This is a genomic window from Streptomyces cinnabarinus (assembly GCF_027270315.1).
In the GTDB taxonomy this organism is placed as follows: Bacteria; Actinomycetota; Actinomycetes; order Streptomycetales; family Streptomycetaceae; genus Streptomyces; species Streptomyces cinnabarinus.
Genome location: NZ_CP114413.1, coordinates 4,654,243 through 4,670,625, shown reverse-complemented (window position 1 = coordinate 4,670,625; position 16,383 = coordinate 4,654,243). Strand labels below are relative to the sequence as shown.

The following is a 16,383-nucleotide window of genomic DNA, read 5'->3' as shown; positions in this document are numbered from 1 at the left end:
CTGCGGCCCGCGCCATCGGACACGGGCCGCAGGCCAGAGCATCACGCAGCCGTCCGCTCCAGACTGTCCCGCTGCTCCAGCACCGCCCCCAGCGCCGCCTGCGCGATGGCGTCGGAGTCGGTCAGGGTGACCGAGTTGACGCCGGGCCGGATGCCCGCCGCCGTCACCCAGTGCACCGACTCCGTGGGGACCCCGAAGGCGTACCGGCGCGGGTGCGGGCGCCGGGCGGCGTCCAGGAGCTGGAAGGGGCGCGCGGTGACCGCGACGCCCTCGGTGTGGATCCAGGTGCCGTTGCGGGTGGCGATCCGGTGCGTGGCGCACTGGCCGCTGTCCAGCAGCCGCCGCAGCAGCGGGTCCTCGGTGCGGCTGAGCGTGATGTCGGGCAGCCGCGCCTCGATCAGCACCTCGGCGCTGATCCGGGAGCCCGGCACCAGCGGCGAGTGGGCGTGGAAGCCCTGCCGGTCGACATCGACGCGCAGATCGGGGCCGACGATGTGCAGCACGCCCGCCTCGATCAGCGCGGCCGCCTCCTCGATCCGGGACGCGGGCGGCCCGATGGACAGGAACGCGTTCAGCGGCGTGTACCAGCGGTCCAGGTGCTCCCGGTGGGAGTCGCCGTGCAGCCCGCCGTGGTCGACGACCAGCCGGATCTCGTTGCGCAGATCGCGCAGCACGTCGAGGGCGGCCTTGAGCGGACCGCTCACATTGCCGCTGCGGGCCTCGGCGACGTCCTCGCGCAGATGGTCCAGCAGCCAGGCCGTGAAATCCTCCGGGCTGCCGAACTCCTGGTCCTGGTACGGCCGGGAGAGCCGGTCCCAGTCCCAGCGGTCCTTCTCCCCGATCTCGTACGCGTCGAGCACCGTCTCCTCCGCGGACGTGCCCGGCAGCGCGCGCAGGAAGGCCCGCTGGAACGCCTCCGCCCGGTCCCCGCGGCCGCGGGCGGTCAGCAGCGTCCGGTAGTAGACGGTCTCGACCTCCTTGGCGACCAGCGGCCACACGTCCCGCAGGAAGTCGGCGCCGTCGGCGCCGCGCGCGGCCCGCATCCGGGCGATCCGGGCGGGGGTGAGCAGCAGCGGCTCGTGCCGGCCGTGCGCACCCTTCTCGTTCTCGCCGCGCGCCTGGTAGGGCACCCCGCGCCGGGAGCCGGCGTACATCCGGGGCTCCCGGCCGGAGGGCAGGTAGACCAGGCGGCCGTAGACGCGGGTGAAGCTGCCACCGCGGCCGGTGGTGAGCAGGGCCATGTAGTCGAAGAAGTTCAGGCCGAGCCCGCGCAGCAGCACGGGCTGACCGGGCTGGACGCACTCCAGGTCGGTGTCGGCGGGGTTGGCGGGCGGGAGGTGGGTGTGGCCGTGCTCACGGGCCAGCTGGGCGAACTGCTCCTCCACCGCGGTCGGCCGGGCGGGCAGGTGGCCCTGGGAGAGGACGACCGCGTCGAGGTGCTCCAGGACGCCGCCGTCCTCCAGCGTGACGCGCTGGCGTGGCGGATGACCGGTGGCGAGGGCGGCGGCCTCGTCGTCCAGGGCCACCGCGCGGGACCGGTGCCAGGTGACGGTCACGCACTCCGGGGCGCCCGCGACCGTACGGTCGAAGGCCCAGCGCAGGTAGTGGCCGTAGAAGGCGCGGGTGGGGTAGGTGTCGGGGCCCAACGCGCGGGCCTCGTCGAGGACTTGGTCGGGGTAGTGGCCGGGGATGTTCCCGGCGAGCAGGGCCTCGGCCCAGGCGTGCAGGCTGGGGCCCGGTTCCAGGGGGCCGGTCAGTTCGACGCTGGCGTCGGTGAACACCGAGATCTGTCCGGCCACGGTGTTCATCAGCAGGTGCGCGGACTGGCTGGTGCGCCAGACCTGCCCGGCGCCGGGCGCGTGCGGGTCGACGACATGGATGCCGATCGCGGTGTCGGGGGCGGCGGCACGGGCGGCGGCGCAGAGCCGTTCGATCACGGAGAGACCCCGCGGTCCCGCGCCTATCACGCACACGGTGTGCTGTCTGGTGGTCATGTCTACAGTCCGTCCTGCTGGATAGGGGGATCGAGGCGGGGATCGGGGCGGGTACAGGAGCGGGAGCGGCGCGGCCAGGACACGGCGACCGCCGCGATCATCCGGCTGCCGAGGACGGCGCAGCGGCCCTCGGTGCCGGGCGCCGGGCCGCGCGCCACGCGCAGCAGGACCGGCTCGCCCGGGTCCCGCCCGGCCGGCGGCTCCTCCCACTCCAGGTCGACGGACTGGAAGGAGACGCCGTCCTGGGTGTCCGGCGGCAGCGCCTTGTACAGGGCCTCCTTGACGCAGAACAGCCGGAGCACGGCACGGGCCGGGTCGGGCACGTCGCGCAGCCGCTCGCTCTCCTCGGGGGTGCACACGTAGTGCAGGGCGGAGAGCAACTCCGGGCCCGTCTCCAGGGGTTCGATGTCGATGCCGAGCCCGACGCCGTCGGCGGGCCCGGTCACGCACAGGGCGACCCGGTTGGTGTGACTGAGCGAACCGGCCACTCCGTACGGCCAGCTCGGCGCCCCGCGGGCGTCCGCGCTCAGCCACCGGGGCATCCCGGTCAGCGCGGCGGTGGCGCGGGCCGCGGCCAGCCGGCCCGCGGTGAACGTCTCGCGGCGCAGCGGCGCGGTGTAGCCGCGCAGCAACCGCCGGGTGGGCTCGGGCAGTTGGGCGAAGTCCAGTTCGCCGGTGTGCGCCTGCGCCGCGATCACGCGCGGCTCGAACAGGGCCGTCACGGCGGCCAGGTCGACGGGCTCGGGGTCACCGCTCGCCGACACCGACACCGGGGCCGGGAGCACGGCGCTCACCGCAGGGCTCCGATCGGGGTACGGGTCAGGTGCGCGACCGCGTTGTGCACGACCTGCCGGCCGGTGTGCCCGGCGAACGTCATGATCGACTCGGGGTGGAACTGGACCGCGGCGAACTGGTGCCGGGGCGCCTCGACGGCCATCGCGACCCGCCCGTCCTCGGTGGCCGCCGTGACCCGCAGGGAGTCGGGCAGGGTGGCCGGGTCGGCGTAGAGGGAGTGGTAGCGGCCCACGGTGAAGCTCTTGGGCAGTCCGTCCAGCAGCATCGAGTCGGCCTCGGTGCGGCGGACCCGGGAGGGCTTGCCGTGCACCGGCTCGGGCAGCACGCCGAGGGTGCCGCCGAGGTACTCGACGATGCCCTGGAGGCCGAGGCAGACGCCGAAGACGGGGATGCCGAGCCGCTCGGCCTCGGCGAGCGTGGCCGCGGTGCCGAAGTCGGACGGCGTGCCGGGTCCGGGCGAGAGCACCACCAGGTCGGGGCGCTGCTCGGCGAGCAGGGGCAGATGGCCGCCGCTGCGGTACGTCCCGACCTCGGCTCCGGTCTCGCGCAGATACCCGGCGAGGCAGTGCACGAAGGAGTCACGGTGGTCGACGAGCAGGATCCGGCGTCCGGCGCCCGGCCCCTCGTCGACGCGGAGCCGAGCCGCACGTACGACCGTGGCGGGCTCGTCCAGGACCCCGAGCAGGGCCTTCGCCTTCAGCTCGGTCTCCAGCTCCTCGTCCTCGGGCGAGGAGTCGTGCAGCAGGGTGGCGCCGGCCCGGACCGTGGCCACGCCGTCGTGGAGGTGGATGGTGCGCAGCGTCAGGACGGTGTCCAGGCCGCCGTCGAAGCCGATCCGGCCCACCGCTCCCCCGTACCAGCGGCGCGGGGAGCGCTCGTGCCGTTCTATGAACTCGATCGCGGAGAGCTTGGGCGCCCCGGTGACGGTGACCGCCCACAGGTGGGCGAGGAAGGCGTCGAGCGCGTCCCGGTCGGGGCGCAGGACGCCCTCAACACGGTCGACGGTGTGGATGAGAGTGGAGTACTTCTCGATCCGGCGGCGGGCGGTGACCTGGACGGTGCCGGGCAGGCAGACCCGGGACTTGTCGTTGCGGTCGACGTCCGTGCACATCGTCAACTCGTGCTCGTCCTTGGCGGAGTTGAGCAGCGTGCGGATCCGCTCGGCGTCCTCCAGGGCGTCCCGGCCGCGGGCGATGGTGCCGCTGATCGGGGAGGTCTCCACCAGGGCGCCGGCCGCGCCGCGCGGGGTGACCCGGACGAACATCTCCGGTGAGGCGCCGACCAGGTACTCGTCCTGGGCGAGGTTCATCAGCAGGCTGTGCGGGGCGGGGTTGCGCTCGCGCAGGGTGCGGAAGAGCCGGGACGGGGGGCGCCGGACGACCCGGTGGAAGGACTGGCTGGGCACGACCTCGAACAGGTCGCCGGAGCGGAAGAGCGGACGGGCCCGCTCGACGACCCGGGCGTACTCGCCGGGCGCGTGGTCCCGCTCGGGGGCCTCGGCGGCGGGCACGAAGGGGCGGGCCGGAGTGGCGCGGTCCAGGCCGTCGGTGCGGGAGGCGCCGACGCGGAACTCGTAGTCGTGCCGGATCGCCTCGTCGGCCTTGAGGTCGAGTTCGTAGACGGTGTCCGGCAGATGCAGCACCATGTCCCGGTCCTCGGGGTCCCGCCGCTGGCCGAGCGTCACGGGGTCGACCTGGAAGATCAGGTCGTAGCCGAAGGCGCCGTAGAGGCCGAGGAGGTGGTCGTCGGGCAGGGCGAGCCCCTCGACGACGGACCGGATGGCCGCGAAGACGCCGACCTGGCGGGTGCGGTCCTCCTCGGCGAAGGTCCCGTCCGGGACGCCGCCGCGCACGCGCAGGGTGTCACCGTCGGCCTCGGCGCGGCCGCCGGGGCCGATCGCCCGGGAGAACAGCGCGAGCAGGGCGGGGAGCAGGACTCGGCCGCGCGCGTTGAGCGCGGTGGCCCGTATCTCCTGGCCGGTCGCGGTGATCTCGACCGGCGGGTCGGTGTAGCCGATGATCCGGTCGGGACCGCGGAACAGCAGCATGCCGCGGCGCTCGTCGAGGGTGTCCTCCAGAGCGGTGCGCAGGCCGGCGGCGGAGCCGAGGAGCTCGGTGGTGCGGACGACCTCGACGCCGACGGGCGTGGTCCACCGCCCGGACGGGGCTGCCCGACCGGTACGCGGCCGGGAGGTTTCCAGCTGGGGCATCCCCCAAATTCCTTTCTCGAACCCGGTGGTGTCCGGGGCTGGGAGCATTCGGCCCGCGGCGGGGTCGCGGGGTCGGGCGCCGGTGGTTACGTGGGATCGGGCGCCGGTGCTGTCGTGGGAGGGGGGCTTACCGGCGCCTGGGTGGCCGTGGGTGCGGTGTGACCCGGCGTCGGGGTTGCCGCTGCGCCCACCCGTGCCGCCCTGCGGCACGACTGCCCGCAACTACGGCGGAGGGGGCGGGACAAGCAGCGCGTCAAGCGGGCGGGGGCGGTTGGGCGGTGTGGTCGGTCTCCGGCCGGGCCGGTGAGCGGCCCGTCAGGCTTCCGTCGTCCAGACCACTGCGGCGCGGCCTGAGCGGACGTGGGTCCAGCCCTGGCTCAGTTCGTTCGGGCGGCACACGTAGGCGGTGCGTGTGCCGGTTGCCGTCAGGCGTTCGGCGAGGGCCGAGCGGGCGGTGCGGTCGGCGGCGGGGAGTTCCGTGCCGGGAGCGACGGCGACGACATCGAGGGGTACGGCGGCGGCGAGCGCGGCGACCGAGTCGACCGCACGGGCCACCGGCTCCTCCGCGGGCGCCGGTGCCCGGACCAGCAACCCGAGGGCGGCGTCGGGCTGTTCGAGCCGCAGCGCCCGCAACCGCTCACCGGCTTCTCGTACGGCCGTGGCGTCGGCGTCCGTCGTGACCAGCACCGTGCTGTCGTGACCGAGGAGCACCGCGGTGCCAGGCCGCTCGGCCGGCTCGACCAGCGTGGGGACCGGGCCCTCGGGAAGGGCCGTCACCCCGTCGCCGATCTTCGCGAGCTGGGGATCGAGCCGCAGCAGCACATCCGCCGAGGACTGGCCGGTGCGGGTCAGCAGGCGGAGCATCAGGGTGGCCGGGTCCAGGGACCGGTGCTCCTCGGCGTGGGACCACATCCGCTGGCTCGCCCAGGCGGCCTGCTGGACCGACTCCACGATCGGCCGGCGGGTCGCCTCGTACGCGGCGAGCGTCGCGTCGAGATCGTCGCCGTCCTGGTGCTCGGCGAGCCGACGGGCCAGTTCGACCGCGTCCTCCAGGGCCATGGTGGTGCCCGAGCCGACGGAGAAGTGCGCGGTGTGGACGGCGTCGCCGAGACCCACCAGGCGGCCGGTGGACCAGCGGGCACTGGAGATCTTCGGGAACATCAGCCAGCGCGACCCGTTGCCGAGCAGCTTCGCCCCGCGCAGATGCTCGGCGAACACCTCGGCGCAGAACTCCATGGCCTGCTCGTCGTTCCAGCCGGGCGGCCTGCTGCTGCCCTCGGTGAAACCGGACCGCTGCCACGCCTCCTCGCCCAGCTCGACCAGGAACGTCGAGCGGTCCGGCGCGTACGGGTACACATGGGCGCCGACCGGGCCGTACTCACTGTCCGCGAAGAGGAACGTCATCGCGTCGAAGGCACGGTCCACCGCGAACCAGGCGTACCGGCCGGAGCCGGGGGCGACGTCGGCCCCGAACTCCCCGGCGTACGCGGTCCGGGTGCGGCTGCCGGCACCGTCCGCGGCCACGACCACGTCGTACCGCCCCAGCAGGTCGGCCGCGTCCGCCTCGGTGCCGAAGTGCAGCCGGGCGCCCGCCTGTTCGGCCAGTTCGGTCAGCGCGGTGAGCAGGGTGCGCCGCTCGACCGCGGCGAAGCCGTGGCCGGAGGAGCGGATCCGCTCACCGTCCCGGCACACCTCCACGTCGTCCCAGCGGGCGCCGCGGTCCAGCAGGGCGGCGACCGCGTCGGGGGCGGCGCGGCGCAGCCGGGCCAGGCTGAAGCGGGAGAAGACGACACCGAAGCCGTACGTGGCGCCGGCGGGGCTGCGTTCGAAGACATCGACCTCGTGGCCGCCGAGGCGGCGCAGCAGCAGGGCCAGCATCAGACCGCCGGGCCCCGCGCCTATGCAGGCGACTCGCACCGCGCTCACGCTCCCCGCTCGCCGGGCGGCACCGGGGCAGCGCCCGGCATCCCGTCGGCGAATCGCTCCCGCAGCTTGCGGCGCAGGATCTTGCCGGCCGCGCTGCGCGGGATCTCGGACACGAACTCGATGCGCACCGGCCGCTTGTAGCTGGCCAGTTCACTGGCGCAGGCCTTCAGCAGCCCGGCGGCGGACACCTCTTCGCCCTCGGCGACCACGAACGCGACGGGGACCTCGCCCCACTCCTCCGAGGGGGCGCCCACGACCGCCGCGTCGGCGACACCGCGCTGGGCGCCCAGGACCCGCTCGATCTCGGCCGGGTAGACGTTCTGCCCGCCGCGGATGAGCACGTCGTTGATGCGGTCGACCAGGTACAGATAGCCGTCGGCGTCGGAGTAGCCGAGGTCACCGGTGCGCAGCCAGCCGTCGCGCAGGGTGGACTCGGTGGCGGCCGGGTTGCGCCAGTAGCCGCGCATCAGACCGTCGCCGCGGACGCAGACCTCGCCGATCTCGCCCGGGGGCAGCGCGCCGCCCTCCTTGTCCTGGACCTCGATGTGGCAGCCGGGCAGCATCCGCCCGGCCGAGCGCAGCCGGAGCTCCCGGGCCGCGGCGTCGGCGCCGTGGTCCTCGGCCCCGCCGAACAGCACGGTGGCGATCGGGCCGCCGCCCTCGGTGATGCCGTAGATCCCGCGGAACGGGCAGGGGAAGCGCTCCAGGGACTCGCGCAGCAGCTCCTCCGACATGGGGGCGCCGCCGAACATGACGTCGACGAGGGTGGACAGGTCGGTGGAGTCGAACGCCTTGGTGCGCATCGCGAAGCGGACCATCGACGGCACCAGGAAGGCGCGGGTGGCGCCGCGCTGCTCGGCCTCGGCGAGGAAGCGCTGCGGGGCGAACTCCCGCTGGAGGACGAGGGTTCCGCCCGCCGCGAGCAGGGCCAGGCCGATCACCATGGAGCCGTGGAACAGCGGGCACGGGTTGAGCATCACGTCGTCCGCGGTGAACCGGGCCTCGGCGGCCAGCGCGGTGTAACAGGCGGACACCGAGCGGTGGGTGACGGCGACGCCCTTGGCCCGGCCGGTGGTGGCCGAGGTGTGCAGGATCGCGAACAGGTCGTCCATCTGCGGCAGCGGCAGCGCCCGGCGCGGAGTGGCGAGCATCTCCTCGTAGGCGGCACTGTCCAGGGCCAGCTTCCAGCTGTCGCCGAAGGCGTCCCCGAGCCGGTCCAGCACGCCCTGCTCGGCGATCACACCGCGCGGCGCGGAGTTGGAGACGACGTGTTCGACCTCAGGGGCCGGGAAGGAGTGGTTGACGGGGCAGACGATCGCTCCGGCCTTGCCGGCCGCGATGTACAGCTCCAGCACCTCGACCCGGTTGGGCGAGCTGACGACGAGCCGCTCACCGGGGCCGATCCCGCGGTCGATCAGCGCGGCGGCCAACGCGTCGGTACGTTCGTCGAGTTCACGCCAGGTGAGCGAGAGCCGCTCGTCGGCGAGGGCGAGTGCGTCGGGGCGCTGTCCGGCGTGCCGCCGGACGAAGTGGGCCATCCACATCAGCGGGCCTCGCTCACGGACGCGGCGCGCGCGGTCAGCACCTGGTCGATGCCGGCGACGGTGTGCAGCGCGGTCAGCTCGTCGTCGTCGAGCGGGTTGCCGGTCTGCTCCTCGATGGCGAGGGCGAGCCGGATCAGGTCGCCGGAGTTCAGCCCGGCCGTCGTCAGATCGTCGTCACGGCCGATGCCGTCGAGCAGTTCGGGCAGATCGACGAACTCCAGCAGGAGCGCGTGGCCCGGGGTGAGCTGGTCGGACATGGGAGTTCCCCTCGAAGTAGTGGGGTGGGAAGAAGGCCCGGCGGGGCCCGGGTGGCCATGGGCCCCGCCGGAGTCGGGGTGCGTCAGCGACCGACGTCCGCGGGCTCGCGCCCCGGGGTGTTCACGGTCTTGCCGCCGGAGGGGGCGTCGTCCTCGCCCTCGCTCAGCCCGAACCGCTCGTAGATCCGGGTCAGCGGGCGCGGCGCCCACCAGTTGTAGCGGCCGGCCATCCGCATGAACGCCGGCACGAGGATGCCCCGCACCAGCGTGGCGTCCATCAGGACCGCCAGCGCCAGACCGAGGCCCAGCAGCTTCATATAGGTGATGCCGGAGACCAGGAAGGAGGCGAAGACCAGGGCGATCAGCGCGGCGGCCGCGGTCACCAGACCACCCGTGCGCTGGAGGCCCAGGGCCACGGCCCGGGTGTTGTCACCGCCCCGGTCGTACTCCTCCTTGATCCGCGAGAGCAGGAACACCTCGTAGTCCATGGAGAGCCCGAAGGCCACGCAGAACATCATGATCGGGGTCGTCGCGACGATGCCGCCGGTGACGGTGAAGTCGCCGGTCAGCCACATCAGGTTGCCGTCCTGGAAGACCCAGACCATGGCGCCGAAGGTGGCGGTGAGGCTCAGCAGGTTGAGCACGAACGCCTTCACCGGCATCAGCACGCTGCCCGTCATCAGGAACAGCAGCACGAACGTGGAGACGGCGATCAGCAGCAGTGCCCACGGCATCCGGTCGGTCAGCGAGGTCATCGTGTCCTTGAAGGAGGCGGCGGTACCCGCGACCTTCACGTCCTCGAACGGCGCCTTCGCGTCCCGCACGTCGACGACCAGGTCCTGGCCCTCGTCGGTGTAGGAGCCGACCTCCGGGATCACCGAGAGCCAGGTGCCCTCGCCCTTCTCGTAGCGCTCGTTGATCGCGCCGGCCGGGGCGATCTGCTTGCCGTCCGTGTAGGAGCCGGTCAGGGCGTCCACGCGAGCGACGTTGTCGAGCTCGGACAGGGTCTCGGCGTAGGCCGCGACCTTGGATTCCAGGTCGCCCGCGCCTCCGGCGTCCTCGGCGACGACCATGAGCGGTTCCATCTCGCGGGCCGAGTAGTCCTCGATGAGGACCGTGCCCACCTGGTGCGCCTCGGCGTCCGAGGGCAGCGTGCGCTCGTCGGCGAGGTTGAGCTTGATGCCGAGGAACGGTGAGCCGAGGAAGAGCAGGATCACGATGACACCGGTGGCCAGCGGCAGCGGGCGGCGCATCACCAGCGTGGCGAGCCGGTGCCAGAAGCCGCTCTCCACCGACTTCTCGGCCTTCTTGCGGTTCCAGGACCACTTGTTGATCCGGGTGCCGATGACCGCGAGCAGCGCGGGCAGCAGCACCAGGGCCGCGACCACCGCGAAGGCGACGACCGCGATACCGGCGTAGGCGAAGGAGCGCAGGAAGTACATCGGGAACAGCAGCAGCGCGGACAGCGACAGGGCCACGGTGATGGCCGAGTACAGGACGGTACGGCCGGCGGTGCGCAGGCTGGTGGCGATGGCGTCGTTGACCGCGACGCCCTTGCTCAGTTCCTCGCGGTACCTGCTGACCACGAAGAGGCTGTAGTCGATGCCGAGGCCGAGTCCGAGGCCGGTGGTGAGGTTCATCGCGAAGACCGACACATCGGTCAGCTCCACCAGCACCCTGAGCACTCCGAGCGCGCCGATGATGGCGACGATGCCGACGGCCAGCGGCAGCAGGGCCGCGATGACCCCGCGGAAGATGAAGACCAGCAGGATCAGGGTGAGCGGCAGCACCAGGGTCTCGGCGAGCGCCAGGTCCTCCTGGGTCTGCTCGTTCATCTCCGCGTAGGCCTCGGCGCGGCCGCCGAACTGGATCTGGAGGCCCTCGAAGCCCTCCTCGTAGTGCGGGCGGAGCTTCGCGAGATAGTCGTCGACCTCATCCTCGTTGCCCTCAAGATGGGCGAGGACGAGGGCGGAGTCGGACTTCTCGGCGCGCAAGCTGGGCGCCTTGTCCAGGGTCCAGTACGAGGCGGCCTCCTGGACGCCGTCCTCGGCGCCGAGCTTCTCGGTCAGCTCGGCGCCCTTGGCCGCGGTGTCCGGGTCGTCGACTCCCTTCGGCGTCTTCACCAGCAGCACGAGATTGGGCTCACCGGTGCCGAACTCCTCGCTGAGGATCGCGTTCGCCTGCGTCGACGGTGCGTCGGGCACCTCGTAACCACCGGAGGACAGCTTGCTGTTGACCGCGCCGCCCAGTCCTCCGGCCACGACGCAGAACAGCAGTCCCAGCCAGAGCACCAGCTTTCGGCGGCCGGTCGCCAGCGCGGCCAGCTTGTTGAACATGGGTATTCCTCCAGAAAAGACGGGGCGGGGCGTCGCCCCGATGGGGGGATGTGTCCGCCCGTACGCTCAGGCGGGGGTACGGGCGGCGGGGATTTGACGACAGTCGACGCGAACGTGTCCGCCGGCCACGCAGTCGTGGTCGGCCAGCGACTCGTCGACGGACCGGTCCCAGGCAAGGAGCCGGTTGTGCACCGAACCTCGGGTGAAGTCGGCGAACTCTGGGTGGGTGGCCCGGTGGCGGGAGCCGAGATACCCCAGCACCGGGTCCAGGAGCAGCCAGCGGCCCTCCTCGAACACCTCGGTCCAGGCGTGCTCGACCCCGACCAGACCGAGCAGGAAGCCCCGGCGGGTACGGGCGCGGACGCCCGCCTCCTCGGCCCACCGCTGCATCTGCCAGGCGGCCACGACACAGTCCACGGTGCGGTGTTCGATCGCGGCCGCGGGCCGGGCCCGCAGCGCCTCGGGCACCCAGCCGTACTGGTACTCGCCGGACACCAGCCGGTCGAGCAGATCGTCGTGGATCCGGCGGACGGCACCGGTGCGCGGGGCGTCCCGGTGGCCGCGGGTGGTGACGGTGGCCACCATCGAGCCGGCCTCCTCCCGCGCCCACTCGGTCAGCCGGCCCTCGTACAGCTTGGGGGCGGGCTCTGCCGGGGCCGGGACGGTGACGCAGCTGGTGCAGCCGGCGGCGGAGCAGGCGGCGGTGAGCCTCAGCCGGGTGACCCGCTCGGTCAGCCAGCTCTCGGGCTGTCCGGCGGCCAGCCGCATGCACTGGCGTTCGCCCAGCTCGGCCAGGGAGCGGCCGAGGCCGGACTGGAGCCCGAGGTTCATCACGTCGTGGTAGTCGTAGCGCAGCCCGTCGGGGGTGTCCTCGGCGGGGAAGCCGGCGCCGACCAGGTTCTCCAGGACGCCCTCGTCGATGGCGAGTTCGCGGGCCGCCTCCTGGTGGGCGAGCGTGGCGACCCGGAACTCCGCGGGCACCGGGACGAGCCGTTCCACCGCCGGGAGCCAGTTCCGCCAGAGTTCCGCCGCCGTGGTGGTCCGGCGCGGAGCCGCGGTGGTCATCGTTCCTCCCCGGCCGTGGCCAGTACCGGCAGATCGCCCGCGGCGAGCCGGCGGGCCACCTCAAGGCGCTTGACCTTCCAGGTCGCGGTGTGCGGGATGTCGTCCCAGCGGCACTGCACCGGCTCGGCCAGCTCGGGCAGTCCGGCGACCGCGGCGCGCCAGGCGGCGAGGTCCAGCGGGGCGTCGCCGCGGGTGACCACCAGCGGGATCGCGGGGCCGCCGTCGGACATCGGGATGAGCACGGCCTCGGTGAGCTGCGGCAGCGCTTCGAGGATGTCGTCCTCGGCCGCCAGCAGGCTCTCCACGCCGCTGCCCCGGTCCACGATCCGGTCGAACAGGTGCAGACAGCCGCGGGCGCTGACCAGGCCGTAGTCGCCCATCGCCCACCAGCCGTCGACCCGCTGGTCGGGGGAGCCGAGGTAGCTGGGGGTGACTCCGGAGGACCGGGCGAAGATCTGGCCGGGTACGCCCTTGGGGGCCCGGTCGCCCTCGTCGTCGAGGACCCGGATCCTGGTGTGGCCGAGGACGCCCCGGCCGACGCAACGGCCGTGGTCGCAGCGGCTCTTGAGCTTGTGCGACTTGACGGTGACGGGTCCGGTCTCGGTCTGGCCGTACGCCTGCATGTAGCGGGCGCCGGGCTTGGCGGCGCCCAGCAGGGTGCGGATGGTGCGCGGGTGGGCGGCGTCGAAGGAGCTGACGAACAGCCGCGTCTGCGCGAACAGTTCGGGCTGCCGCTCGGCCACCTCCTCCCAGCGGATGAAGGCGTTGGGGACGGTCTCCACCACGCCCGGCCGGACCGCGGCGAGGAGTTCGGCCGCGTTCTCCGGGCCGGTGTCGGTGAGGAAGCCCAGCGGCAGGCCGAGCGCGAGGATGGCGAGCATCCCGGACATGCAGCGGGCGTGCACCGGCGACAGGCACATCAGGTACGGGTCGCGCACCCGCAGCACCTTGCCGATGGTGATCTGCGGCCGGGCGTGCCCGGCGAAGCTGTGCACGGAGTGCAGCACCAGCTTCGGCACTCCGGTCGTGCCCGAGCTGTGGGTGACCAGCTGCGGGGTGTCCTCGCGGGGCACCGAGGCGGGCGGGACCTCGCCGCGCGGGGCGTCCTGCAGGGACAGGCCGTGCTCGCCGCGCTCACCGACGTACCAGCGCGGCAGCGTCGCGTCGACGGAGTCCAGCACGCCGGCCGACTCGGTGGCGGCGTCGGTGAGGATGGCGGCCGGGGCGGCGCGCCCGGTCATGACGCCGAGCGCCTGGAAGCCGACGGCCGAGTGCACCAGCACCGGGACGGCGCCGACCCGGGCGCAGGCGAAGGCCAGCAGCGGGATGTCGAAGTTGGACTGCTTGACGATCAGGACGCGCTGACCGTGGCCGATGCGGGCCCCGGCGAGCCGGGCGGCGGCCTCCTCGACCAGCTCGGCGAAGGTGGCGTAGTCGAAGGTGCGGCCCGCCTGCGGGAACAGGTCGAGGGCCTGGTCGAGGCGGATCGGCACCGAGCCATGACGGCGGGCGGCCTCGGCGGGGGCGGTGGCCAGCGCGAGCCGGCGGTTCACGCGAGCCATCACGCACCCCCCGCCTTGGCCGCACGGCGCTCCAGGTGCGCGGTGACGTGGGCGAGCAGCGCGTCGTAGGACGAGAACGCGTCGGTCGGCTCGTCCAGGTCCCACTCGATGCCGAAGGCGTCCTCGGCGTCGGCGAGCAGCCGCATGAAGCCCGCCGACGTGAGTCCCAGGTTCCACAGCGACGCCGCACGGGCCGCCGGGTCGTCCAGCGGCAGCGGAGCGCCGACCGCGTTCTCCAGCAGGCCGCGCAGGTGCTCCGCGACCGTCGTGCTGTCGTACATATCTCCTCCAGTGACGGCCCGCGGGGTGGCGCAGGCTCGGGGGTTCTGTGTCTCGGACGGAAGGTCAGCGCCGGGAAGGGGCGCGGGGAACTGCGCGACCAGCCACGACGGCGCCGCGCAGGCCCTACGACCTGTCCTCGCTAGGCGGCGATCTCGTGCACGACCCGCTCGTTGCCGGTGTTCTCCTGGAAGCCGCGCAGGGTGCGCAGGTAGTAGAGGAGGTACTCGGCCATGTCCTCCTCGCCGGTGGGGGCGAAGGAGGCGTCGTCGCCGCAGACCGCGGCGGTGTTGGTGAGGTCGAAGCGCTTGTTGTAGCGCAGGTAGGAGCGGTAGAAGTTCATGCCGCCGTCGAGGGCCTCGTCGATCGCGGTGAACCCGTCACGGTCGTCCACCCACAGCGGCTCGCGCAGCCCGATCAGCTCGAAGATCTGGGTGATGATGTCGCGGACCTTCGGCCCCGCGGAGTTGCCGAGGTGGAAGTACGTCTCCGGGGAGTCCGACAGCGAGATGGCGACCGCGTTACGGGCCACGATGTCGACGGGGACGATGTTGATGACCGTGTCGGGGTCGGCGAGCAGCCGCACCCGGGCGTGCGAGAGGAAGGTGCCGAGCTTGCGGGCGGCGGTCTTCTTGAAGACCAGCACCTGCCGGGCGAAGCCGTACATGCCGGACCAGTTCAGCCCGTGCCGGGTGACGCTGTGCCCGATGACGACGGTGGGCCGCAGGATGCGGATCCGCATGTCGGCGGCGGCCTCCTCGACGAGGGCCTCGGCCCGCATCTTGGTCTGCTCGTAGCAGTTGTTGGCCACCGACTGGTCGGTCACCGGGCCCTCGGCGATCAGGTCGGTGCGGGAGCCCGCGACATAGGCGGTGCTGACGTAGTTGAAGATGCCCGCGCCCAGCGACTTGGCGAGGGCGAGGACGTTGGCGGTGCCCTGGACGTTCTGCGCCTCGATCTCGGTGCGGTACTCCTCCTCGTAGCGCAGCGAGGCGGCGCAGTGCCAGACCTCGTCGACCGGCGGCAGCGCGGTCGGGTCGACCCCGCAGCCGTCGACGGTCATGTCGCCGTGCACGGCCAGGGTCCGACGCAGGATCTCCGGGTGCAGGTCGGAGCGGCCGTAGCCGTCCGCCATCGCCGAGAGCGTGTCGTGCAGTCGCTGCGTCGCCTCGGCGTCGTCCTTGCCGCGGACCAGTGCGAGGACGGGGTCGTCGGTCTTGTCGAGGAGTTCGAGGACCACGGCTCCGCCGACGAAGCCGGTGGCCCCGGTCAACAGACGTGTTGTCATGAGTGCTTGTCTCCAGCGTCGGGACGTCGTGTGCGTCGGTGGGGTGCTGCGGTGGTGCAGCGGTTTCGGGAAGCGGGGGCTGGGCGGTGCGGGGCGGGCGGCGCGGAGGGGGGCCGGCGGGTCCGGGATCTCCGGGCCCCGGCCGCCTCCCGTACCGCCGCCCGCGCTACGCGGCGCCGGTGACCGCGGTGGCGGTGTCGGCGGCGCCGCGCGCCTCCAGCTCGTGTACGAACTCGGAGACGGCCGTCTGGAAGCCCTGCGGGTCGTCGAAGAAGGGCACGTGACCCGCGCGCGGGAGGGTGATCGCCTTGCTGTCCGGGATGCGGTCGAGGGCGTCCTCGATGACGGACTGACTCCAGGCGAAGTCGCCGTCGCCGTTGATGATCAGCGTCGGGGCGGCGAGGCGGGCGAGCTCCTCGGGGTCGTCCTCGATCTCCAGGGAGGCGAGGAGGTTCTCGCGGATGGAGCCGACGGAGAGCAGGGACAGGAAGTTGTCCTTGAGCGCCAGGTAGGCCGCGGTGCCGCCCTCGTGGATCATCTGGTCCGGGAAGACCAGCGGGTAGAGGTGGCCGAACAGCTGCTGGGTGCCGCCGGACTCCAGGCTCGCCAGCCAGGAGCGGCTGACCAGCTTGCGGCGCAGGGTGCCGTTGGGCGAGAACGCCGGGCCCACCAGGACCAGGCCGGCCACGCGCTCGGGGTACTTCAGCGCGAACTCGCGGGCGATGAGGGTGGATATGGACGTGCCGACCAGGTAGGTCTTCTCGATGCCGAGGTGGTCCAGCAGGCGGCGCACGTCCTCGACGTGGTCCATGAACTTGACCGGCTCGGGGCCCGGGTTGGAGGCGCCCTGGTTGCGCAGGTCGTAGTGGACGAGCCGGAAGTCGTCGGCCAGTTCGGTGGTGAAGTTCCGCCAGATCGGGCTGACGATGTAGAAGTTGTTCAGCAGGGTCACCGCCGGGCCTTCGCCGCTGTCCTCGTAGTACAGCTCCCCGCCGCCGGGCAGGGCGAGCGCGGAGTGGTTGAGGTAGCGGACATCGAGCTGGCCGAACTGCTGGTCCGTCATGAGGTCTCCTTGGATGGTTCGTTCCGTCGCCGTTGTCCAGGCTCCGACGACCCGTTCAACACCCG

General features: G+C 72.8%; 12 protein-coding genes. All 12 read right to left on the bottom strand.

What is annotated here, in order from left to right; translation table 11 throughout:
• Nucleotides 1-41: 41 nt before the first annotated feature.
• The 12 genes from STRCI_RS21090 to STRCI_RS21035 all read right to left on the bottom strand — a co-directional run bounded on the left by STRCI_RS21090 (nt 42) and on the right by STRCI_RS21035 (nt 16,318).
• Nucleotides 42-1,994, bottom strand: a complete 1,953-nt coding sequence (locus STRCI_RS21090; protein WP_269660507.1) for an FAD/NAD(P)-binding protein — start codon at nt 1,992-1,994, stop codon at nt 42-44.
• A 2-nt stretch (nt 1,995-1,996) separates the two neighbouring features.
• Nucleotides 1,997-2,788 carry a 4'-phosphopantetheinyl transferase family protein gene (locus STRCI_RS21085; protein WP_269660506.1) on the bottom strand — a complete coding sequence of 264 codons (792 nt, stop codon included), beginning with the start codon at nt 2,786-2,788 and terminating at the stop codon, nt 1,997-1,999.
• Nucleotides 2,785-4,998 carry an anthranilate synthase component I gene (locus tag STRCI_RS21080; protein ID WP_269660505.1) on the bottom strand — a complete coding sequence of 738 codons (2,214 nt, stop codon included), beginning with the start codon at nt 4,996-4,998 and terminating at the stop codon, nt 2,785-2,787. Before STRCI_RS21080 ends, STRCI_RS21085 begins: the two co-directional genes overlap by 4 nt.
• A 315-nt stretch (nt 4,999-5,313) precedes the next feature.
• Nucleotides 5,314-6,924 carry an FAD-dependent monooxygenase gene (locus STRCI_RS21075; protein WP_269660504.1) on the bottom strand — a complete coding sequence of 537 codons (1,611 nt, stop codon included), beginning with the start codon at nt 6,922-6,924 and terminating at the stop codon, nt 5,314-5,316.
• The gene (locus STRCI_RS21070) at nt 6,921-8,462 is read right to left on the bottom strand and encodes a class I adenylate-forming enzyme family protein (RefSeq protein ID WP_269660503.1); all 1,542 of its coding nucleotides are present in this window, start codon (nt 8,460-8,462) and stop codon (nt 6,921-6,923) included. The genes STRCI_RS21075 and STRCI_RS21070 overlap by 4 nt, the downstream gene beginning before the upstream one ends.
• A 5-nt stretch (nt 8,463-8,467) precedes the next feature.
• Complete coding sequence (locus tag STRCI_RS21065; protein WP_269660502.1) at nt 8,468-8,725, bottom strand: phosphopantetheine-binding protein; 258 nt, start codon at nt 8,723-8,725, stop codon at nt 8,468-8,470.
• An 83-nt stretch (nt 8,726-8,808) separates the two neighbouring features.
• The gene (locus tag STRCI_RS21060; RefSeq protein WP_269660501.1) at nt 8,809-11,061 is read right to left on the bottom strand and encodes an MMPL family transporter; all 2,253 of its coding nucleotides are present in this window, start codon (nt 11,059-11,061) and stop codon (nt 8,809-8,811) included.
• Between the two features lie 66 nt (nt 11,062-11,127).
• Nucleotides 11,128-12,126 (bottom strand): transglutaminase-like domain-containing protein, encoded by a 999-nt coding sequence (locus tag STRCI_RS21055; protein ID WP_269660500.1) that lies wholly within the window; start codon nt 12,124-12,126, stop codon nt 11,128-11,130.
• Nucleotides 12,123-13,688 (bottom strand): class I adenylate-forming enzyme family protein, encoded by a 1,566-nt coding sequence (locus tag STRCI_RS21050; protein ID WP_269660499.1) that lies wholly within the window; start codon nt 13,686-13,688, stop codon nt 12,123-12,125. The genes STRCI_RS21055 and STRCI_RS21050 overlap by 4 nt, the downstream gene beginning before the upstream one ends.
• Entirely contained in the window at nt 13,688-13,969 is a 282-nt protein-coding gene (locus STRCI_RS21045; RefSeq protein WP_015659158.1) for a phosphopantetheine-binding protein, read from the bottom strand. The genes STRCI_RS21050 and STRCI_RS21045 overlap by 1 nt, the downstream gene beginning before the upstream one ends.
• Nucleotides 13,970-14,109: 140 nt before the next feature.
• Nucleotides 14,110-15,255, bottom strand: a complete 1,146-nt coding sequence (locus STRCI_RS21040; RefSeq protein WP_269660498.1) for an SDR family oxidoreductase — start codon at nt 15,253-15,255, stop codon at nt 14,110-14,112.
• Between the two features lie 166 nt (nt 15,256-15,421).
• Complete coding sequence (locus STRCI_RS21035; protein ID WP_269660497.1) at nt 15,422-16,318, bottom strand: alpha/beta fold hydrolase; 897 nt, start codon at nt 16,316-16,318, stop codon at nt 15,422-15,424.
• Nucleotides 16,319-16,383: the final 65 nt, after the last annotated feature.